General features: G+C 64.0%; 21 protein-coding genes. 8 read left to right on the top strand and 13 right to left on the bottom strand.

Going from position 1 to position 21,005, the window contains the following annotated elements; translation table 11 throughout:
* The first annotated feature begins 71 nt into the window (after positions 1-71).
* Entirely contained in the window at positions 72-1,592 is a 1,521-nt protein-coding gene (gene ubiB, locus AADV58_RS03120; protein WP_028993613.1) for a ubiquinone biosynthesis regulatory protein kinase UbiB, read from the top strand.
* Entirely contained in the window at positions 1,592-4,873 is a 3,282-nt protein-coding gene (locus AADV58_RS03115; RefSeq protein ID WP_341744054.1) for a DEAD/DEAH box helicase, read from the top strand. The genes ubiB and AADV58_RS03115 overlap by 1 nt, the downstream gene beginning before the upstream one ends.
* A 6-nt stretch (positions 4,874-4,879) precedes the next feature.
* Here AADV58_RS03115 and AADV58_RS03110 read toward each other — a convergent pair whose 3' ends face one another.
* The gene (locus tag AADV58_RS03110) at positions 4,880-5,380 is read right to left on the bottom strand and encodes a CinA family protein (protein ID WP_341744053.1); all 501 of its coding nucleotides are present in this window, start codon (positions 5,378-5,380) and stop codon (positions 4,880-4,882) included.
* 215 nt (positions 5,381-5,595) lie between these two features.
* Here AADV58_RS03110 and AADV58_RS03105 point away from each other — a divergent pair, with 215 nt between their 5' ends.
* Positions 5,596-6,045, top strand: a complete 450-nt coding sequence (locus AADV58_RS03105) for a c-type cytochrome (protein ID WP_341744052.1) — start codon at positions 5,596-5,598, stop codon at positions 6,043-6,045.
* Between the two features lie 49 nt (positions 6,046-6,094).
* Here the strand turns inward: AADV58_RS03105 and AADV58_RS03100 are convergent, their stop codons facing one another.
* The 5 genes from AADV58_RS03100 to AADV58_RS03080 all read right to left on the bottom strand — a co-directional run bounded on the left by AADV58_RS03100 (position 6,095) and on the right by AADV58_RS03080 (position 11,480).
* Positions 6,095-8,083 (bottom strand): UvrD-helicase domain-containing protein, encoded by a 1,989-nt coding sequence (locus AADV58_RS03100; protein WP_341744051.1) that lies wholly within the window; start codon positions 8,081-8,083, stop codon positions 6,095-6,097.
* 104 nt (positions 8,084-8,187) lie between these two features.
* Complete coding sequence (locus AADV58_RS03095; protein WP_281984693.1) at positions 8,188-8,505, bottom strand: hypothetical protein; 318 nt, start codon at positions 8,503-8,505, stop codon at positions 8,188-8,190.
* Positions 8,506-8,565: 60 nt separating this feature from the next.
* Entirely contained in the window at positions 8,566-9,255 is a 690-nt protein-coding gene (locus AADV58_RS03090) for a DUF4197 domain-containing protein (protein ID WP_341744050.1), read from the bottom strand.
* 17 nt (positions 9,256-9,272) lie between these two features.
* Positions 9,273-10,409, bottom strand: a complete 1,137-nt coding sequence (locus tag AADV58_RS03085; RefSeq protein WP_028993620.1) for a PilT/PilU family type 4a pilus ATPase — start codon at positions 10,407-10,409, stop codon at positions 9,273-9,275.
* Positions 10,410-10,436: 27 nt separating this feature from the next.
* Positions 10,437-11,480 (bottom strand): type IV pilus twitching motility protein PilT, encoded by a 1,044-nt coding sequence (locus tag AADV58_RS03080; RefSeq protein WP_028993621.1) that lies wholly within the window; start codon positions 11,478-11,480, stop codon positions 10,437-10,439.
* Positions 11,481-11,535: 55 nt separating this feature from the next.
* Between AADV58_RS03080 and AADV58_RS03075 the strand changes: the two genes are divergently transcribed.
* The 4 genes from AADV58_RS03075 to AADV58_RS03060 are packed head-to-tail and all read left to right on the top strand — an operon-like array spanning position 11,536 to position 13,863.
* The gene (locus tag AADV58_RS03075; protein WP_028993622.1) at positions 11,536-12,228 is read left to right on the top strand and encodes a YggS family pyridoxal phosphate-dependent enzyme; all 693 of its coding nucleotides are present in this window, start codon (positions 11,536-11,538) and stop codon (positions 12,226-12,228) included.
* On the top strand, positions 12,225-13,040 hold the full coding sequence (proC, locus tag AADV58_RS03070; RefSeq protein ID WP_028993623.1) for a pyrroline-5-carboxylate reductase: 816 nt from the start codon (positions 12,225-12,227) through the stop codon (positions 13,038-13,040). The genes AADV58_RS03075 and proC overlap by 4 nt, the downstream gene beginning before the upstream one ends.
* Complete coding sequence (locus AADV58_RS03065; protein WP_298394755.1) at positions 13,040-13,573, top strand: YggT family protein; 534 nt, start codon at positions 13,040-13,042, stop codon at positions 13,571-13,573. Before proC ends, AADV58_RS03065 begins: the two co-directional genes overlap by 1 nt.
* Positions 13,573-13,863, top strand: a complete 291-nt coding sequence (locus AADV58_RS03060; protein WP_028993625.1) for a DUF167 domain-containing protein — start codon at positions 13,573-13,575, stop codon at positions 13,861-13,863. The genes AADV58_RS03065 and AADV58_RS03060 overlap by 1 nt, the downstream gene beginning before the upstream one ends.
* A 24-nt stretch (positions 13,864-13,887) precedes the next feature.
* Here the strand turns inward: AADV58_RS03060 and AADV58_RS03055 are convergent, their stop codons facing one another.
* The 6 genes from AADV58_RS03055 to AADV58_RS03030 form a co-directional block, all read right to left on the bottom strand.
* Positions 13,888-14,163, bottom strand: a complete 276-nt coding sequence (locus AADV58_RS03055; protein ID WP_028993626.1) for a ComEA family DNA-binding protein — start codon at positions 14,161-14,163, stop codon at positions 13,888-13,890.
* A gap of 141 nt (positions 14,164-14,304) precedes the next feature.
* Positions 14,305-15,549 (bottom strand): dihydroorotase, encoded by a 1,245-nt coding sequence (locus tag AADV58_RS03050; protein ID WP_341744049.1) that lies wholly within the window; start codon positions 15,547-15,549, stop codon positions 14,305-14,307.
* A gap of 1 nt (position 15,550) precedes the next feature.
* Complete coding sequence (locus tag AADV58_RS03045; protein WP_028993628.1) at positions 15,551-16,510, bottom strand: aspartate carbamoyltransferase catalytic subunit; 960 nt, start codon at positions 16,508-16,510, stop codon at positions 15,551-15,553.
* The gene (gene pyrR / locus AADV58_RS03040; RefSeq protein ID WP_028993629.1) at positions 16,503-17,009 is read right to left on the bottom strand and encodes a bifunctional pyr operon transcriptional regulator/uracil phosphoribosyltransferase PyrR; all 507 of its coding nucleotides are present in this window, start codon (positions 17,007-17,009) and stop codon (positions 16,503-16,505) included. The genes AADV58_RS03045 and pyrR overlap by 8 nt, the downstream gene beginning before the upstream one ends.
* Positions 16,996-17,421, bottom strand: coding sequence for a Holliday junction resolvase RuvX (gene ruvX, locus AADV58_RS03035; RefSeq protein WP_341744048.1), 426 nt, complete (start codon positions 17,419-17,421; stop codon positions 16,996-16,998). The genes pyrR and ruvX overlap by 14 nt, the downstream gene beginning before the upstream one ends.
* On the bottom strand, positions 17,421-17,981 hold the full coding sequence (locus tag AADV58_RS03030; protein WP_298395020.1) for a YqgE/AlgH family protein: 561 nt from the start codon (positions 17,979-17,981) through the stop codon (positions 17,421-17,423). Before AADV58_RS03030 ends, ruvX begins: the two co-directional genes overlap by 1 nt.
* 38 nt (positions 17,982-18,019) lie before the next feature.
* On the opposite strand from AADV58_RS03030, the gene AADV58_RS03025 reads away from it, so the two are divergent.
* Positions 18,020-19,429, top strand: coding sequence for a deoxyribodipyrimidine photo-lyase (locus AADV58_RS03025; protein WP_341744047.1), 1,410 nt, complete (start codon positions 18,020-18,022; stop codon positions 19,427-19,429).
* A 10-nt stretch (positions 19,430-19,439) separates the two neighbouring features.
* Here the strand turns inward: AADV58_RS03025 and AADV58_RS03020 are convergent, their stop codons facing one another.
* Positions 19,440-20,999, bottom strand: coding sequence for a bacteriohemerythrin (locus tag AADV58_RS03020; RefSeq protein WP_341744046.1), 1,560 nt, complete (start codon positions 20,997-20,999; stop codon positions 19,440-19,442).
* Positions 21,000-21,005 lie beyond the last annotated feature (6 nt).

The raw sequence follows: 21,005 nt of genomic DNA, 5'->3' as shown, positions 1-21,005 counted from the left end.
CAGCGCAATATGTGCAGGCATGTTAACATCCTCGTTTGACCGAATTCCGGCCTGCATCCCGGCCTATCCCCATGCGCCTTTTCCGCCTGCTCAAGATCGCCACTGTCGCCAGCCGTTTCGGGCTGGATGAAATGGTGCTCGAGCACGAGCCCTCCGGCCGTCTGGTCCGCCTGGCCAACGCGCTGCAGTTCTGGCGCAACCTGTCGGCACCGCGCGCCGAACGCCTGCGCCTAGCGCTGGAAGCGCTCGGGCCGATTTTCGTCAAGTTCGGCCAGGTGTTGTCGACCCGGCGCGACCTGATGCCGACCGACATCGCCGACGAGCTGGCCAGGCTGCAGGATCGCGTGCCGCCTTTCGACTCGGCGCTGGCCCTGAAGGAAATCGAAAAAGCCTACGGCCGCCCGGCCAGCGAGGTATTCGCCGAATTCGACCCGGTGCCGGTGGCTTCGGCATCGATCGCCCAGGTTCATTTTGCGCGCCTGCACGACTGCGACGGCGGCCACGAAGTCGCCGTCAAGATCCTGCGTCCGAACATGCTCTCGGTCATCGAGCACGACCTGGCGCTGATGGACAGCGGCGCCCTGCTGCTGGAAAAACTGTGGTCCGACGGCAAGCGCCTGAAGCCACGCGAAGTGGTCGCCGAATTCGCCAAGTACCTGCGCGACGAACTCGACCTGATGCGCGAAGCCGCCAATGCCTCGCAGCTGCGCCGCAACTTCACCGACTCCGAATTGCTGATCGTTCCCGAAGTGCACTGGGATTTCTGCACGTCGACGGTGATGGTCATGGAGCGCATGCGCGGCACGCCGATCTCGCAGATCGACAAGCTGCGCGCCGACGGCATCGATCTTTCGAAACTCTCCGCCGCCGGCGTCGAAATCTTCTTCACCCAGGTCTTCCGCGACGGCTTTTTCCACGCCGACATGCACCCCGGCAACATCTTCGTCCATGCCGACGGCCGTTACATCGCGCTTGATTTCGGCATCGTCGGCACCTTGACCGATTCCGACAAGAACTACTTGGCGCAGAACTTCCTCGCCTTCTTCCGCCGCGATTACAAGCGTGTCGCCGAAGCCCACATCGAATCCGGCTGGGCGCCCAAGGAAACACGGGTCGATGAATTCGAAGCCGCCATCCGCGCCGTCTGCGAACCGATCTTCGACCGACCGCTCAAGGACATTTCCTTCGGCAAGGTGCTGCTGCGCCTGTTCCAGACCTCGCGCCGCTTCAACGTCGAGATCCAGCCGCAACTGGTGATGCTGCAGAAAACCCTGCTCAACATCGAAGGCCTCGGCCGCCAGCTCGATCCGGAACTCGACCTGTGGAAAACCGCCAAGCCCTTCCTTGAGCGCTGGATGAGCGAGCAGGTCGGCTGGCGCGGCCTGATCAAGACCTTCAAACAGGAAGCGCCGTATCTGGCCCGCACCCTGCCGCAGTTGCCGCGCCTAGTGCACCAGGCACTCAGCACGCCGGCACAACCCAGCCTGCAGCCGCAGATGGAACAACTGGTCCGCGCCCGGCGCTGGCAAAACGTCTGGCTGGCGCTGATCGCCCTGCTGCTGGCCTTGCTGCTCGGCAGCCAGCACCTGTGATGCAGAACTACGACGAACTGACCGACAGCTTCAGCGAGGCGGACATCGCCGACTGGCTGGGCGACGCCGAGATCGCCAAGGGACGCCCCTATGTCGACCTGGTTCGCGACCTCAATGTCGAGCACGGCGAAATCCACGCCGAAGTGCCCGGCTCGGCCCGCCGCCCCTACCGTGTCGAAGCGCTGATCCGGGCCCAGGGAGACGACATGCAGCTGGTCGCCAGTTGCACCTGCCCGGTCGGCCACCACTGCAAGCACATCGCCGCGACCCTGCTCAAGGTGATCGAAACGCGCAACCCGAAAACCCGGGTCAGCGGCAGCGTGCTCTCCTGGGTCGAAGACCTGCGCCGGGCGTCGATCGCCGTGGCCAAGAAAAAGGCCCGCCCGGCCAGCGCCCGCCAGCAACTGTATTACATCCTCAAATGGACGCCCGACCGCCGGCGTTTCGGCATCGAACTGCGTAAAGGCAAGTACCCGGAAAACGCCGAGGAATGGTGGAAGGTCGACCGCGCGCTGATCACCCCGCCGCAGTTCGTCACTGAAGAAGATCTCGGCATCCTCCGCCTGATCTGGGCCGAACGCGGCCACGACAGCGGCCTGCGCGCCTACGGGCTGGGGCCCAAACACGGCGCTGAAATCCTCGAACGGATGGCCGCTACCAACCGCCTCTACCCGGAGGCCGATCTGGCACTGCCGCTGCATGCTGGCGACAGCCGCCCGGCCAGCGTCGGCTGGCAGATCGACAGCCAGGGCTTCCAGCGCCCCTACCTGAAGCCCGAGCCACCGACCGAACTGATCATCGCCGTCGATCCGCCGTGGTATGTGGACCTGACCGAGGGCGAGACCGGGCCGTTGACGGTGACCGGCAACCCCGGTGTGGTCAATCGCCTGTTCAGCCTGCCGCCGCTGTCAGCCAAGGAAGCGGCGGTCGTCGCCGACGCACTGTCCGAACTGGCACCCGAACTGCCGCTGCCGGCCGAGGATGCCAGCGCCCGCCTGCGCCTGATCGAAACCCCGCTGCAGCCGGTCCTGCAACTGGAAACCCTGCACACGCACGGCCACCGCCCCTGGCGCCACTACCCCTACAGCTTCAGCGGCGGCCCCTTCGACGTGGCCCACGTAATCTTCCGCTACGGCGACGCCGATCTGCGCCCCGACGAAAAGAACGAGTTCGTCACCCTGCCCGAAGGCGAAACCGTCCGCGTCAAGCGCCGCCCGGAAGACGAAGCCCGGGTCATGGCCAGCCTCACGCAAAGCGGCCTGCAGAAGATTCCGGCGAACACGCTCAACACTTTCGGCAGCCCGCCCGAAGGCATTCACGGCCTGGCCGACGAAGCCACCTGGCCGGACTTCATGCAGCACCAGCTGCCGCTGCTGCGCGAAGCCGGCTGGCAGATCGAATTCCCCGACGATTTCCGCCACCACGTGGTCGAAGTCGACGCCTGGGATGCCGAACTGATCGAAGCCGACGACGGCTGGTTCAACCTCGACATGGGCATCCTCGTCGAAGGCGAGCGCCTGCCGCTGGCGCCCCTGCTGTCCACGCTGTTCCGGCGCGACCCGCGCTGGCTGGAAAGCTACGAACTGTCGCGCATCCCGGACAGCGAAAGGATCGAACTGCTGACCCCGGCCGGCAAGCGCCTGCGCGTCCCGGCCGGCCGCATCAAACCGCTGGCATCGACGCTGATCGACCTGTTCGACGGTTTCAGCGGCGGCCCGACCTTGCGCCTGTCGCGTTTCGACGCGCCGCGCCTGGCCGAGCTGAGCGACACCAGCCGCTGGGAATTCCGCGGCCAGAATGACGTCATGGCCCTGGCCGAGCGTCTGCAGGCCGCCCAGGGCATCGTCGACATCCAGCCGCCAGCCGGCCTGTGCCTGGACTTGCGCCCCTACCAGAAGGAAGGCCTGGCCTGGCTGCAGTTCCTGCGCGAGCAGAAATTGTGCGGCATCCTGGCCGACGACATGGGCCTGGGCAAGACCGCGCAAACCCTGGCCCACCTGCTGCTGGAAAAGGAACAGGGGCGCCTCGACAAGCCAGCCCTGGTGATCCTGCCGACCTCGCTGATCTTCAACTGGAAGAGCGAAGCCGCGCGTTTCGCGCCCAGCCTGCGCGTGCTCTCGCTGCATGGCCCGGAACGCAAGCAGCGCTTCGCCGAGATCGACAGCCACGACGTCGTCCTGACCACCTATCCGCTGCTCTGGCGCGATGCCGACGAGTTGATGCAGCACAGCTACCACCTGCTCATCCTCGACGAAGCGCAGACGGTCAAGAATGCCCAGAGCCGCAGCGCCGAAGCGGTGCGCAAGATCGACGCGCGGCATCGCCTGTGCCTGACCGGCACGCCGCTGGAAAACCACCTCGGCGAATTGTGGAGCCAGTTCGACTTCCTGCTCCCGGGCTTCCTCGGCAGCAGCAAGCAGTTCACCCGCCACTGGCGCACGCCGATCGAGAAGCAGGCCGACACTGACCGCCGCGACCTGCTCGCCCGCCGCATCCGCCCCTTCATCCTGCGCCGCAAGAAGGAAGACGTCGCCCGCGAATTGCCGCCGAAGACGGTCATCGTGCGCAGCGTCGAACTGGAAGGCGGCCAGCGCGACCTTTACGAAACGGTGCGCGCGGCGATGGACGCCAAGGTTCGCGACGAGATCGCCCAGCGCGGCTTCGCGCGCAGCCAGATCGTCATCCTCGACGCCCTGCTCAAGCTCCGCCAGGTCTGCTGCGACCCGCGCCTGGTCAAGGCCAGCTCGGCACGCAAGGTCAGCGAACGGGCCAAGCTCGATCTGCTCATGGCCATGCTCCCCGAACTGGTGGACGAAGGTCGGCGCATCCTGGTTTTCTCGCAATTCACCAGCATGCTCGCCTTGATCGAACAGGAACTCGACGCTGCCGGTCTCGGCTACGCCAAGCTGACCGGCGACACCGTCGACCGCGAAACACCGATCCGGCGTTTCCAGGAGGGCGAAGTCCCGATCTTCCTGATCAGTCTGAAGGCCGGCGGCGTCGGCCTCAACCTGACCGCCGCCGACACCGTGATCCACTACGACCCGTGGTGGAACCCGGCCGTCGAGAACCAGGCCACCGACCGTGCCCACCGCCTCGGCCAGGACAAGCCGGTATTCGTCTACAAGCTGATCGTCAGCGGCAGTATCGAGGAAAAGATCCTGGCCCTGCAGGAGCGCAAAGCCGAACTGGCGGCCGGCATCCTGTCCGAGGATCATCAGGTCGACGTCAAGTTCGGCGACGACGACCTGGCCGCCCTGTTCGAGCCGCTGCCGGGCTGAACGCCCTTACGCCAGTGCCGGCTGAGCTTCGATCAGGGAGATCAGCCCGGCCAGCGCATGACGCACCGATTGCTCGCGCACGGCAGCCCGATCGCCGCTAAATTGACAGGTCGCGGCAGTACAGCCGGCTTGCCGTCCGGCCCAGGCAAAACAGACCATACCCACCGGTTTCTCCGGCGAGCCGCCGCTCGGGCCGGCAATGCCGGTGATCGACACCGACCAGTCGCCCACACTGTGGGCCAGCACGCCCTGGGCCATTGCCCGGGCGACCGCTTCGGAAACTGCACCATGGCGGACCAGCGTCGTTTCCGGCACGCCCAGCATGTCGCGCTTGGCGGCGTTCGAATAAGTGACGAAACCGCGATCGAACCAGGCGGAACTACCAGCCACCGCCGTCAGCGTCTGCGCCACCCAGCCACCGGTACACGATTCAGCCACCGCCAGGCATTCGCCCCGGCTTTCCAGAAGACGGCCCAGGCGAGCGGCAATTGCTTCGAGTTCATTCATGGCTCAATCCTAACAATTGGTTACAGAAGCGCTACCAAAGGGCGACAGACCCGGTGGCTGCAAAATCATAAACTGCAAGGGCATTGAACCCCTCCTCTCGAATTCCCCCCATTCGAGAATTTGCACCCCGCCGATGGCGGGGTTTTTTTTGCGCGTAATCATACGTCAGCCGTTATAATTTCGGCTTTGTCCTTTTTGCAAACGGGGTCTTCAGCATGGCCGAGCAACATTCTTCCAAAAGCATCATGTGGGCGATCATCATCGTCGCCGCAGTCCTGATCGCAATTCTCTTTCCGCTGACCAACAAGTCCTTCGAATCTGCCGCGAACAACAACGCTGGCGCAGACGAAGCCGAACTGCGCATCCAGCCGGTTGCCCGTTTCCAACTGGCCAAGGTTGAAGTCGCCGAAGCCGGCGGCGCGCCGAAGGATGGCCCGACCGTGTACAACAGCGTCTGTGGCGCCTGCCACAACACCGGCGCTGCCGGCGCACCGAAGATCGACGCCAAGGGTGACTGGACTGCCCGCCTCGGTGCCGGCAATGCCGCCCTGTACGCTGCCGTGATCAACGGCAAGGGCGCGATGCCGCCGAAGGGTGGTGCGGCCAAGCTGTCCGAGGACGAAGTCAAGGGTGCCGTCGATTACATCCTGAGCAAGGTCAAGTAAGCCGCAAGACCAGCAATTTCGAGAAAGGGAGGCCGCGGCCTCCCTTTTTTTATTTCTTGGCGGCCAGCAAGGCCTTCATCGCGTCGAGCCGGGCACTACCGGTGGCCCGGTCGGGTATCGCCGCCTGCTTGCCACCGGAAAAGCGCACGTCTTCCTGGCCCATCTCGGCGATAAAGCGCGACGGCTCGCAGGGAATCATTTCACGCGCCTGTTTGCGCTTCTCGCAGTAACTGATGTGCAGCGAGCGCTGGGCGCGCGTGATGCCGACATACATCAGCCGACGCTCTTCCTGCAGCTTGGCCGGGTCCAGCGACTCGCGGTGGGGCAGGATTCCCTCCTCGACGCCGACCAGGAAGACATGCTTGTACTCCAGCCCCTTGGCGGCATGCAGCGTCGATAGCTGAACGGCATCGACCTCGTCGCTGTTCTGTTTTTCCAGCATGTTGATCAGGGCGATGCTCTGCACCAGGTCGATCAGCGTCTTGCCGTCTTCCTCGCCCTTCTTGTTGATCCACTCGGCGAATTCGCCGACATTGGCCCAGCGCGATTGGGCCGTGCGTTGTTCTTCGGTGTCGTAGAGATAGGTTTCGTAATCGATCGCCTTGAGCAGGTCGGGCAGTACCTGCTGCGCCGGCTCGCGGCTTGCCCGCGCCTGCATGCGGTTGATGAACTGGCAGAATTCGAGCAGGGGTTCGAGTTGGCGGGCCTGCACGCGGTGGGCAAAGCCTTCCTCGAAGGCCGCATGGAACAGCGAAACGTGCCGCTCGCCGGCGTATTGCCCGAGCACCTGCAGGGTGGCCGCGCCGATGCCGCGCCGGGGCGTGGTCGCCGCGCGGATGAAGGCCGGATCGTCGTCCTCGTTGGCCAGCAGACGCAGATAGCTGGTCAGATCCTTGATTTCGGCCTTGTCGAAGAAGGATTGGCCACCGGACAGCAGATAGGGAATCTTCTGGTTGCGCAGTTGCGTTTCGAGCAGGCGGGCCTGGTGATTCGAGCGGTAGAGGATGGCGTAGTCGCGGAACTTGCCGCGATGCTCGAAGCGATGGGCCTGTAGTTTCATGACCACGCTCTCGGCCTCGGCCTCGTTGTCCTTGCTGGCAGTGACGTAGATCGGGTCGCCGTGACCGAGTTCCGACCACAGGGTCTTGTCGAACAGTTTCTCGTTGTGCGAGATGACGTTGTTGGCGGCCTTCAGGATACGGACGGTCGAGCGGTAATTCTGCTCGAGCTTGATCACCTTGAGCGCCGGGAATTCGTTGGGCAGTTTCTTCAGGTTGTCGATGTCGGCGCCGCGCCAGCCGTAGATCGCCTGGTCGTCGTCGCCCACCGCGGTGAATTGGGCGCGGACGCCGGTCAGCAGCTTGAGCAACTGGTACTGGCAGGCATTGGTGTCCTGGTATTCATCGACCAGCAGGTAGCGCAGGCGGTTCTGCCACTTCTCGGCGATCTGCGGATGCTCGCTGAACAGTTTGACCGGCAGGCCGATCAGATCGTCGAAATCGACCGCCTGGTAGGCTTTCAGCGTCGCCTCGTAGCTCAGGTAGGCAGCGGCGGCGAGCGCTTCGTGCTCGTTGGCGACGAGGAGGCGGGCGGCCTCGGGCGTGATCAGCGCATTCTTCCAGTTGGAGATGACCGACTGCAGCCGGCGCAGCGTCGCCTTGTCCACCGTCTTGGCGCAATCGCCGATGATGCCGGCGCAGTCGGCGGAATCAAAAATGGAAAAGCGGGGTTTGTAGCCGAGCACCTTCGCTTCCTCGCGCAGGATGCGCACGCCCAGCGAGTGAAAGGTCGAAATCTGCAACTCGTTGGCGATCGACGACGACATCAGCTTGCCGACGCGCTCCTGCATTTCCTTCGCCGCCTTGTTGGTGAAGGTGATGGCGGCAATGTTGCGCGGCTGGAAACCGCAGTCCTGGACCAGGTAGGCGATCTTCTGCGTGATCACGCGCGTCTTGCCCGAACCGGCGCCGGCGAGGACAAGCAGGGGACCGTCGAGGTAATGGATCGCTTCGCGTTGCTGGGGATTGAGGCCGGACATGGCGCCAGGATTCCTGGTACGGGATGACAAGGGGTCGAAGTCGTGCCGGACAGGCAAGCTTCGACGCGGCTGCGCATTTTACCGCATGCACCAGCAGGGCCGGCTCAGACCGTCTCGTCGATTTTTCCCGGACGCTTGCCGCGGGTGTTCATGTTCAGCAGCAACAGGCCCAGCGGACCCAGGCCCGCCAGTTGCGCGGCCAGTCTTTCCGCGTCCTGACGACGCCGTTCGACGCCCTGATAGGGACCGACACTGCGCGGATCGACCTCGGCCATGTCCTGCTGCAGGGAGCGTTCGCGGTCGTTGCTGGCAGCTTCCATCGCCTCGACCCGGCGGACTGCGTGCGCCTGGGCCAGCAAAGCCCGTTCCGCCGCTTCCGGCGAATGGCGCTGCGTGGTCGAAATCAGGCGTGAGGTTTTCATGATCGGGCTCCTGACCCGATCTACGGCATCCTGGCCGGATACTTGAATCTCGACAGCGACTTAGAGTGCGCCAAACACCTTCTTCAGGATCGCACTGCCCGCCGCGGCCGGGTTGGTGCGCAGTTTGCGCTCCTCTTCGGCGATCATCAGGAACAGGCCGTCCATGGCCTTTTGCGTGACGTAGTTGTCGATATCGGCGTCCTTCTTGTCGACCAGGCCGAAACTCGCCGCCTTGCCGGCGAACTTGTTGTACTGGTCGGCCAGTTGCAGCTTGCTGGTCGCCGACTTGACGATCGGCAGGAATTTGACTGTCAGTTGCTCGCTCGACGAACGGCGGAAATATTCGGTCACGCTGTCGTCACCGCCGGTCAGGATGGCCTTGGCGTCCTGCAAGGTCATCCGCTTGATGGAATCGGAGAGGATGGGCAAGGCCTGGGCCACGGCATTTTCTGCGGCGTGGTTCATGGTCTCGACCAACTGGTCGGCCTGCTTGCCCATACCGAACATGCGCAGCCCGGACTCGGCCTTTTCCAGGTAGCCCGGCAAGGGAATCTTGACCTTGCTGTTGGCCAGAAAACCATTTTTCTGGCCCAGCGAGCCGACCGCATACTCGGCCCCCTTGGCCAGCGCCTGACGCACCCCGGTACCGGCATCGGCATTGGAAATGCTGTCGAGGCCGGCGGCCTGAACCAAGCCGGTCGTCAGGAAAAAACCGAGCGCAACGGCAAGACGGCGAACGATGGGGGACATGATGAATCTCCAGCGGGTCAGACGATATCGAGATGCCCGATGCCCTGGGTCAGGTCGCGATCCTTGGATTCCTTGCCGTGCAACTTGATCTGGAGGCGCAGGTCGTTGAGCGAGTCGGCGTTGCGCAAGGCATCCTCGTAGCTGATCTTGCCGGCGTCGTAGAGGTCGAACAAGGCCTGGTCGAAGGTCTGCATGCCGAGTTCGCGCGACTTCTTCATGATTTCCTTGATCTCCTGGACCTCGCCGCGGAAGATCAGGTCGGAAATCAGCGGCGAGTTGAGCATCACCTCGACCGCGGCAACCCGGCCTTTGCCGTCCTTCTTCGGCAGCAGGCGCTGCGAAACCATTGCCCGCACATTCAGCGACAGGTCCATCAGCAGTTGCTGACGGCGCTCTTCGGGGAAGAAGTTGATGATCCGGTCGATCGCCTGGTTGGTGCTGTTGGCGTGCAGTGTCGCCAGCGCCAGATGGCCGGTCTCGGCGAAGGCGATGGCGTAGTCCATGGTGTCGCGGTCGCGGATTTCGCCCATCAGGATGACGTCCGGCGCCTGGCGCAGGGTGTTCTTCAGCGCCGGGCCCCAGTCGTCGGTATCCACGCCGACTTCGCGCTGGGTGACGATGCAGTTCTTGTGCTCATGCACGTATTCGATCGGGTCCTCGATCGTGATGATGTGGCCGTAGCTGTTCTCGTTGCGGTAATCGACCAACGCCGCCAACGAGGTCGTCTTGCCGGTACCGGTACCGCCGACAAAGATGATCAGGCCGCGCTTGGTCATCGCCAGGTCCTTGACCACCGCTGGCAGGCCAAGATCGTCCAAGGTCGGGATGGTCATGTTGATGGTCCGGCAGACAACCGCGACGCGCCCCTGCTGAACCAGCGCATTGACGCGGAAACGGCCGATGCCGGTCGGCGAGATGGCGAAGTTGCATTCGCGCGTCGACTCGAATTCGGCGGCCTGCCGGTCGTTCATGATCGAACGGGCGAGTTCGGCCGTGTGCTGCGATGTCAGCACCTGGTTGGAGACCGGCGTGATCTTGCCGTCGATCTTGATGGCCGGCGGAAAGCCGGAGGTGATGAACAAGTCCGAACCACGCTTCTGCGCCATCAGGCGCAGAAGATCGTGCATGAATTTCATTGCCTGATCGCGTTCCATTTATTCCCCCGAATCAACTGGCCGGCATCAGGCCGGGAAGGCGTCCTTGTTGGCGGCGCGCAGGCGGGCTTCGCCGCTGGCCACGACGTTGCGGCGGACCAGATCGATCAGACACTGGTCGAGCGTCTGCATACCCTGGGCCTGGCCGGTCTGGATCGCCGAATACATCTGTGCGACCTTGTTCTCGCGGATCAGGTTGCGGATCGCCGGCGTGCCGATCATGATCTCGTGGGCTGCTACGCGGCCTTGACCGTCCTTGGTCTTGAGCAGGGTCTGCGAGATGACGGCACGCAGCGATTCGGACAGCATGGCGCGGACCATTTCCTTTTCGTCAGCGGGGAAGACGTCGACCACCCGGTCGATGGTCTTGGCGGCCGACGAGGTATGCAAGGTGCCGAACACCAGGTGGCCGGTCTCGGCCGCAGTCAGCGCCAAGCGGATGGTTTCCAGGTCGCGCAATTCGCCGACCAGGATCACATCCGGGTCTTCACGCAGCGCCGAACGCAAGGCGTTCGAGAAAGACAGGGTCTGCGGACCGACTTCGCGCTGGTTGATCAGGCACTTCTTCGACTCATGGACGAATTCGATCGGGTCCTCGATGGTCAGGATGTGCGCGTAGTCGTTTTCATTGACGTGGTTGACCATCGCCGCCAGCGTCGTCGACTTGCCGGAACCGGTCGGGCCGGTGACCAGCACGATGCCGCGCGGATACTCGGAAATATCCTTGAATATCTTCGGGCAGTTCAGCTCTTCCAGCGTCAGCACCTTGGTCGGAATCGTCCGGAAGACGGCGGCGGCACCGCGTTGCTGGTTGAAGGCGTTAACCCGGAAGCGGGCCAGGTTGGGAATCTCGAAGGAGAAATCGCATTCCAGCGTTTCCTCGAAAATCTTGCGCTGGCTGTCGTTCATGATGTCGTACACCATGCCGTGCACGTCCTTGTGCTCCATCGGCGGCAGGTTGATGCGGCGCACGTCACCATGGACGCGAATCATCGGCGGCAAGCCGGACGACAGGTGAAGGTCGGATGCCTTGTTCTTGACGCTGAAGGCCAGCAGTTCGGTGATGTCCATGCGATTGGTCCTTGGAGCCCGTGTATACTTGGTCGATCGAAATTGCCAATGGATTATGAGCGCAATCGCCGACAACCTGCAAGCCGTACGAAACCGCATCGCACAAGCGGCGCGGGCGGCCGGGCGGCCGACGGACAGCATCAGCCTGCTGGCCGTCAGCAAGACCAAGCCGCTGGCCGACGTGCTGGCCGCGGCCGCCGCCGGACAAACCGACTTTGGCGAAAACTACGTCCAGGAGGGCGTGGACAAGCTTTTGGCGAGCGCCGCCGGCAATTCACTCACCTGGCATTTCATCGGCCCCTTGCAGAGCAACAAGACGCGCCTGGTCGCCGAACATTTCGACTGGGTGCATTCGGTGGACCGGCTGAAGATTGCCGAACGCCTGTCGGCGCAGCGGCCATTGACGCTGCCGCCGCTCAATGTGTGTGTCCAGGTCAACGTCTCGGGCGAAGCCAGCAAGAGCGGTTGCGCGCCCGCCGAAGCGGCTGCCCTGTGCCAGGCGGTAGCCCGGCTGCCCGGCTTGCGCCTGCGCGGCCTGATGGCGATTCCCGAACCGACCGACGACATTGCCGCGCAACGCCTGCCGTTCCGGCAATTGCGCGGGATTTTCGAACAACTGCAGCGCACCGGCCTGGCGCTGGATACGCTGTCCATGGGCATGTCCCACGATCTTGAAGCAGCCATTGCCGAAGGCGCCACCCTGGTGCGCATCGGCACGGCCATTTTTGGTGAAAGAAACTACGCATGAAGATTCTCTTCCTGGGCGGCGGCAACATGGCCAACGCGCTGATCGGCGGCATGGTGAAGCAGGGCTTTGCCGCAGCCGACATCCACGTCATTGATCCGGGTGCCGATGCCCGAGCACGCCTGGCCGCCAGCTACGGCGTCCATTGCCACGCCACTGCCGGCGATGCCCCCGACGCGCCCGACGTCCTCGTCCTTGCCGTCAAGCCGCAGCAGATGCGCGAAGCGGTGGCGCCATTGGTCGGTCGTCTCGGCCAGGCCATCGTCGTCAGCATCGCCGCCGGCCTCGACATGAGCGCGCTGTCGCGCTGGCTCGGCGGCCACCGGCAGATCGTGCGCAGCATGCCGAATACGCCGGCCCTGATCGGTGCCGGCATCACCGGCCTGTGCGCACTGCCCGACGTCGACAGCGCCGGCAAGGCACTGGCCGAACGCGTCCTGCGCGCCGTCGGCAGCACCGTCTGGATCGACGATGAAGCGCAGATGGATGCCGTTACCGCCATTTCCGGCAGCGGCCCGGCCTATGTCTTCCTGTTCATCGAAGCCCTGCAGCAGGCCGCCGCCGAACTCGGCTTCACGCCGGCCCAGGGTCGCCAGCTGGCCATCGAAACCGTTCAGGGTGCCGCCGCACTGGCCGCTGCCTCCGACGAACCGGCTTCGCTGCTGCGCGAGCGCGTCACCTCCAAGGGCGGCACCACCGAGGCGGCACTCAAGGTGATGCTCGAACGCGGCGTCAAGGATGGCATCGTCGCCGGTTGTCTGGCCGCTGAAACGCGTGGCCGCGAACTCGGCAAGCTGCTCGGAGGAGATGCGTGATGCAGGCTTTCTTTTTCCTGATCAACGCGGTCGTCAGTTTTTTCTGCACCCTGTTGCTGCTGCGCTTCATCATGCAGATGGCGCGAGTGTCGTTCGCCGGACAACTCGGCGATTTCGTCGTCAAGCTCACCAACTGGGCGGTCAAGCCCCTGCGTCGCATCGTCCCCGGCGTCGCCGGCGTGGACTGGGCCAGCCTGGTGGCCGCGCTGTGGCTGCAACTGATGTACGCCGGCCTGCTGTTGTCGGTGACGCCGGTCGAACTCAGCGCCGACGCCTTCGGCACCGTCCTGATGATCCTGATGCTGGCCATCCGCGGCCTGATCCGCCTGGCCATCTACATCACCATCGGCGTCGTCATCCTGCAGGCGGTTCTGTCCTGGATCAACCCCTATTCGCCGATTGCCCCGACCGTCAATCAACTGGCGCGGCCGATCCTCGATCCAATCCGCCGTTTCGTCCCGCTGATCGCCGGCGTCGACCTGTCGCCGCTGGTCGTCATCCTGCTGCTGCAGGTCGTGCTGATGATCGTCTGATGTCCGTCTGGTACCGCTTCGGCAAGGATGGCAGCGCGACGCTGACGCTGCACATCCAGCCGGGTGCCAAAAAAACCGAAGTCGCCGGCCTGCACGGCGAGGCACTGAAAATCCGCCTGGCGGCGCCACCAGTCGACGGCAAGGCCAATGATGCGCTGCTCCGTTTCGTGGCCGAGCAGCTTGACCTGCCCCGATCTGCGGTCACGCTCAAGAGCGGTCAGACCTCACGCCACAAGGTCGTGGAAATCTGCGGCAGCACCGAGGCCCGCATCGCCGCTTTCGCCGGCTGAACGGACCCCGGTACCGCCTGAAGGCTATTTCTTGGCCGGGCTGCTTGCCGCGCCGGTCGTCAATTCCGACCGCAGCTTGTCGATACTCTTCTTGCCGAAGCCTTTGACGTTCGTCAGATCGTCAACCGACTTGAACGGGCCGTTCTTGTCCCGGTGTTCGACAATCGCCCGCGCCTTGCCCGGGCCGATGCCCTTGACCGCGTCCAGTTCCGCCTCGGTCGCCGTATTGATATTGACGGCGGCCATCGCCATGCCGATGCCTGCCAGCATGCCGAACAACAGGGTGGTAATGCGTTTCATCGATGCCTCCTCCTGAATATTCCTGATTGGTGAGATTGCACAGCGGCCTTCCGCTGCACCGGAATATTCTATATGAATATGACAATGTATTCGTCAACAAAATAAAGCGGCCTGATGGCCGCTTCTTCTTGGGCTAGGGGATCAATACACGACGCGCCCGCCAACCAGCGTCCGGCGGACCTTGCCGCTCATCTGGCAACCCAGCCAGGGCGAATTCTTGCCACGACTCTTGAGCGCCTCGGGCGTCAGTTGCCACTCGGCTGCCGGATCGAAGATGCAGATGTCGGCCGCTGCGCCGATGGCCAGCGAGCCGCCGCTCAGACCGAGAATGGCCGCCGGCGCACTGGTGATCCTGGCCAGCGCCGCGCTCAGTGCCACGCCTTCCTGTTCCGCCCATTTCAGGGTCAGCGGCAACAGCACTTCAAGACCGGTGGCGCCCGGTTTGGCCTCGGCAAAGGGCACCAGCTTGTCGTCGGCACCGACCGGCGTGTGGTCCGAGCAGATCGCGGCAAACCCTGCGGCCGCGGCGGCCGACAGCGCAGCCCGGTCAGCCTGGGTACGCAGCGGCGGCTGGAAGCGGGCATGGGTATTGAAGAAGCCGATGTCGTTTTCGGTCAGCAACAGGTGATGGACGCCGACATCGAAGCTGAGCGGCAGCCCCTCGGCCATTGCCGCCTTGGCCAGCGCCACGCCAGCCGCCGACGACAGGCGGGTCAGGTGCACGCGGCAGCCGGTATCGCGCACCAGTTGCACGATGGTGGCGATGGCGATGGTCTCGGCGGCGACCGGGATGCCGGCCAGACCGAGACGGGCCGCGACCTCGCCGTCGTGCGCGATGCCGTTGCGCGACAGCCAGTGATCCTGCGGATGCAGGAAAACCGGGAAAGCGAAGCTGGCCGCGTATTCGAGCGCACGCAGCAGCGCCTCGGTATCGACCACCGGCACCTTGGCCTGCGAGAAGGCGACACAGCCGGCCTTCTTCAGCCCGGCCAGTTCGGACAGGCGTTCGCCCTGCAGGCCGAGCGTCAGGGCGCCGAGCGGCAGGACGCGGGCCTTGCCGATTTCCCGGCCGCGATGCACGAGGCGGTCGGCCAGTTCCGGCTCGTCGAGCGGCGGATCGGCATCGGGCGGAACGACGACGCTGGTCACGCCGCCGGCGACCGCCGCCGCCAGTTCGGCCTCGATCGAGTTCAGGCGGGCACCAAGGTCGATCAAGCCGGGACAGACCACGCAACCGGCAGCGTCGACAACCTCGTCGGCGACAAAGCCGGCCGGCGCTTCGCCGATCGCGGCAATCCTGCCGGCCACGACGAACAGCGAAGTGGCTTCGCGGTCGACTGCCTGGCCCGGATCGATGACACGGCCGTTTTCAATCAGGATGTTCATCTCAATTCCCCGCAACAATACTCATGACCGCCATGCGCACGGCGATGCCGAAGGTGACCTGCGGCAGGATCACCGCCTGCGGCCCGTCGGCGACCGCCGAGTGGATTTCGACGCCACGGTTCATCGGCCCTGGATGCATGACGATCGCGTCCGGCTTGGCCAACGCCAGCTTCTGCGGGGTCAGGCCGTAGTGGCGGAAGTACTCGCCGGCCGACGGCAGCAGCGCGCCGTTCATGCGTTCGTTCTGCAGGCGCAGCATGATCACCACGTCGCAATCCTTCAAGCCCGCTTCCATGTCGTGGAAGACATGCACGCCGAGCTTGTCGAGGTGCTTGGGCAGCAGCGTTTCCGGGCCGATGGCGCGGACTTCCGGGACGCCCAGCGTGGTCAGCGCGTGGATGTCGGAGCGGGCGACGCGCGAGTGCAGGATGTCGCCGACGATGGCCACGCGCAGGTTGGAGAAATCCTTCTTGTAGTGGCGGATGGTGTACATGTCGAGCAGCCCCTGCGTCGGGTGCGCGTGGCGGCCGTCGCCGGCATTGACGACGTGAATGTCGTCACGGCCGATACGGCGCAGGTGCTCGGCGATCAGGTAGGGCGCGCCGGAGGAGGCGTGGCGGACGACGAACAGGTTGGCGTGCATCGCGCAGAGGTTGTCGATGGTGTCGAGCAGGGTCTCGCCCTTGGCCGTTGATGAACGCCCGATGTCGAGGTTGATGACGTCGGCCGACAAGCGCTTGGCGGCGATCTCGAAAGTCGTGCGGGTGCGCGTCGAGTTCTCGAAGAACAGGTTGAACACGCTCTTGCCGCGCAGCAGCGGCACCTTTTTCACTTCGCGCGCCGAGACTTCCATGAACGACTCGGCGGTGTCGAGGATCTGCGTCAGGATTGCGCGCGGCAGCCCCTCCGTTGACAACAGATGTGTCAGCTCTCCGTTGTCGTTCAACTGCGGGTTATGCATTTTCCAGTCTCCAGGCGAGTTGACCGTCATCCTGCTTTTCCAGCACCAGGCTCTGCTTCGTTTCGAGGGCGACGTCCCAGACTTTCCAGGTCGCCGCCACCGGCAGTTCCCGACCGCCCCGGTCGGCGAGCACTGCCAGCGACACCGAGGCCGGACGTCCGTAATCGAACAGTTCGTTGATCGCCGCCCGCGTCGTCCGGCCGGTGTAGAGCACGTCGTCGACCAGGATGATGTGTCGGCCCTCGACGTCGAACGGGATCAGCGTCGGCTTGACCTGCGGATGCAGGCCCTTCTCGGCAAAATCGTCGCGGTAGAAGGAAACGTCGATCAAACCGGTTTCCCGATCGAGGCCGAGCAATTCACTGAGGCGCTCGGCGATCCAGGCGCCGCCACTGTAGATGCCGACCAGCGCCGGATCTTGCGCCAGCAGCGGGCGTATCAGTTCGGCCAGTTGCCGGCACTGGGCTTCGGCGTCGGGCAGGGTGTCATTGGGGTGCATGCAGCGAACTTTCGAACCAGGTTTGAAGAATCAGTTGGGCGGCAACCGCATCGAGCAGCGGCTTGGCCGACTTGGCGTTGCGTCCGGTCTCGCGCAGCCGCGCCTCGGCATCGAGCGAGCTGAGCCGCTCGTCGGCCATGGAAACCGGAAGATTGAAACGCTTTTGCAGACGTTCGGCGAATTTTGTCGCCAGACGGGTCATTTCATGCGGTGTCCCGTCGACATGTGTGGGCAGGCCGACGACCAGCTGCTCCGGCTGCCATTCGGCGATCAGCTTGCCGATTTCGGCAAAGCGCACATCGTTCGACTCGGCGCGGATCACCGTCAGCGGATGGGCCGACGCCAGCAGCGTCTCGCCGGTCGCCACGCCGATGCGCTTTTCGCCGAAGTCGAAGGCCAGCACCGTGCCCACTATGCGTGCCCGGCAACGTCCGAAAGCTGGGAAAAGCTGATGCCGAGTTTCTGCATCGCCGCCGGCAAGCGCTCCTCGGGCGGCAGATCGAACAGGATGTCGGATCTGGCCGGCACCGTCAGCCAGGAATTCTGCGCCAGCTCTTCTTCGAGCTGACCGGCATCCCAACCCGAATAGCCCAGCGACACGATGATCTCCGACGGCAGTCCGTCCTTGGCAACGGCGGCAAGCACGTCGCGCGAACTGGTCAGACCGACTTCGGCGTTGATCGCCATCGTCGATTGCCAGTGACCGAGCGGCCGATGCAGCACAAAGCCGCGGTCGAGCTGCACCGGACCGCCGAAATAGACCGGCAGGCCGGACAGCGCCGTCTGTTCCAGCTTGATGTCGATCTTCTCGAACAGGCCAGCCAGATCCATGTCGATCGGCCGGTTGACGATGATCCCCAGCGCGCCGTTCTCGTTATGCTCGCAGATATAGACCAGCGCATTCGAAAAATAAGGGTCTTCCAGCGCCGGCATGGCGATCAGAAAGTTGTCGGTCAGGTTGACGTTGTCCATGCCGGCGATTTTAATCGCCATGGAGGCACAAACCAAACATGATTCAAGAAAAAGCACTCGTCTGGTTCCGGCGCGACCTGCGCGACCACGATCACGCGGCCCTGGCCGCTGCACTGAGCAGCGGTCTGCCGGTTCATTGCGTCTTTGTTTTCGATACCGACATTCTCGACGCCTTGCCGTCGCGGACCGACCGCCGCGTTGAATTCATCCTCGACAGCCTGCGCCAACTCGACAGCGCCTTGCGGGCCCGCGGCGGCGGATTGATTGTTCGCCACGGCCGCGCGGTCGAGGAGGTTCCTCGCCTGGCTCGGGAGATCGGCGCGCGGGCAGTATTCGTCAATCGCGATTACGAACCGGCCGCCAAACACCGGGATGCTGAAGTCGGACGCTTGCTCGGCGAACAAGGGATTGCCCTGCACGAGTTCAAGGACCAGGCGATCTTCGAACGCGACGAACTGCTGACTGGGGCCGGCCGCCCCTATACGGTGTTCACCCCGTACAAGAACGCCTGGCTGAAGCGCCTGAGCAGCGCCGATCACGCCCCCTGCCACGGCAACGGACAGTTTGCCCCGGCACCGGCGGAGGCGCTGCCGACGCTGGACGATCTCGGTTTTCACCCAGGCAATCTCGGCGAGCTCGGCATCGAACCCGGGATGGCCGGCGCCCGCAAGCTGTGGGACGAATTCCGCACCGGCCGCATCCAGCGCTACGGCGCCTTGCGCGACTTCCCGGCGATCAAGGGGGTCAGCTACCTGTCGGTGCACCTGCGTTTCGGCACCCTCTCGATCCGCGAGCTGGTCAGCGCCGCGCTCGCCGAACAAGCCGAGACCTGGCTCAACGAGCTGATCTGGCGCGATTTCTATTTCATGATCCTCGACCGCTTTCCCCATGCAGCCGAGCGTGCGTTCAAGCCCGAATACGACGCCATCCGCTGGGACGAGTGGCCGGCGGGGCTGGCTGCCTGGCAGCAGGGACGCACCGGCTACCCGCTGGTCGATGCAGCGATGCGCCAGTTGAATCACAGCGGCTGGATGCACAACCGCCTGCGCATGGTCGTCGCCTCCTTCCTGTGCAAGGACCTGGGCATCGACTGGCGACTCGGCGAACGCTACTTTGCCGAACAACTCAACGACTTCGACCTCTCGGCCAACAACGGCGGCTGGCAGTGGGCGGCGTCGAGCGGCTGCGATGCGCAGCCCTATTTCCGCATCTTCAACCCGATCACGCAATCGGAAAAATTCGACCCGGAAGGCAAGTTCATCCGGCGCTACCTGCCCGAACTGGCCAAGGTGCCGAACAAATACATCCACGCACCGTGGACCATCGGCCGCCTGGCGCAGGAGGCGCTCGGCGTCGTCATCGGCCGCGACTATCCGGGACCGATTGTCGACCACGCGACGGCGCGGGAAAAGACGCTGGCGCGTTATGCGGTGGTAAAGAAAGCCTGAACGGCCGGGCTCAGGCTACCAGTTCGCGCAGCCTGGCGTCTTCGTGCACGATATGGCGGACCAGCCAGGTGCGCAGGTAGACCAGCACATCGAACTGGGCGGTCAGCGGGTTGTCGTGCAATTCGGCGTAGAACTCGCTCAACCGTTTCTCGAATTCACCGTGCTGGTGCTTCTGACGGTCAAAGGCGGCGTAGCGGTGATGATCCATCATCCGCTCTTCGGCCCGGAAATGGACCTGTGCATAGAGGTCGAGCGCCTTGATCACCCGCGCCACCTCACGCGAGCCGCGCCGGGTCGACACCACCTCGTAGAGGTCGTTGGTCAGGTCGAACAGGTAGCGGTGGTGTTCGTCGATGACGTCGATGCCGATACGCAGACTGTCGTCCCAGCGCACCCACTCGCATTCATGCGGCGGCAGTTCAGGCAGATCCAGCACCTGATTCGGATCGATGATGTCATCACGGTACAACTCTCGGATCCGCCGCACTTCCGGTAGCGCCTTCATGAATCCGGCGACGACCTGAGGATCGAATTGCTTGCCGGCATTGTCAGCCACCCAGGCAATCGCTTCATCTACCGGCCAGGGATCTTTGTACGGGCGGCGTGAGGTCAGCGCATCAAAGACATCGGACACGGCACAGATACGTACCAGCAAGGGGATTTCCTCACCGGCCAGGCCTTCCGGATAACCGTTGCCATCCCAGTGTTCGTGGTGCGAAGCGGCAATGTCGCGAGCCGCCTGGATCAGCGTATCGTCGCCTTCGAGCAGACGCTTGCCGATACCGGTATGCCCCTTCATCACCTCGTATTCATCCGGCAGCAGGCGCCCCGGTTTGAGCAGGATCGCATCCGGAATACCGATCTTGCCGACATCGTGCATCGGTGCGCAGATGGCGAGCAGTTCGCGCTGTTCGGGCGGCAGGTCCATCGCCTTGGCAATCGCCGTCGCGATGTGGGTCATGCGCATGATGTGCATGCCGGTTTCGTTGTCGCGGTATTCGGAGGCCGTGCCCAGCCGGCGAATGGCATCGGTACGGGCATCTTCAAGCTCGACCTCGCGCACGCGCAGGGTTTCGTTGACAATCAGGCGCACCACCAGGACCGACAGGGCCTGCGCCAGATCTTCCATGAATTCGTACTCCACCGGATCAGGCTGCCAGTCGGGATCGACGAACATCAGCGCCTTGCCGATCAGTGCGGCATTGTCGCGCAAGGGCAACATGAAACAGGCGGCACCGGCGGGCAGTTCCCGCTGCATCAGGGGCGGCAGGCTGGCGCTGGGATCGGCAACCAGCATCACCCGCTCTTCATCGTCACCGGTCAGATGGTAGGGCGAACTGTCGCCGTCGATACACACCCAGGGGGGCGGCAGACCGAACTGCGCCACCTGGAGCAGCAAGCCTCGGGAATTGCGGAGCAGGACCAGGCTGTGCGGCAGCACCCGGATACCGGGAAGGCTGGTCAGCAAATCGTTCAATCTGGCCAGCATGCCGTCGAGATCGCCGCCATCGAGACGGGTCAGGTCGAAGACCAGCCGGCTGATGGCGAGTATTTCCTGTTCCTTGTCCATCGCTAG

The sequence above is a fragment of the Azonexus hydrophilus genome (assembly GCF_038368255.1).
Lineage (GTDB): Bacteria > Pseudomonadota > Gammaproteobacteria > Burkholderiales > Rhodocyclaceae > Azonexus > Azonexus hydrophilus.
This window is presented reverse-complemented; position numbering and strand designations above follow the sequence as displayed.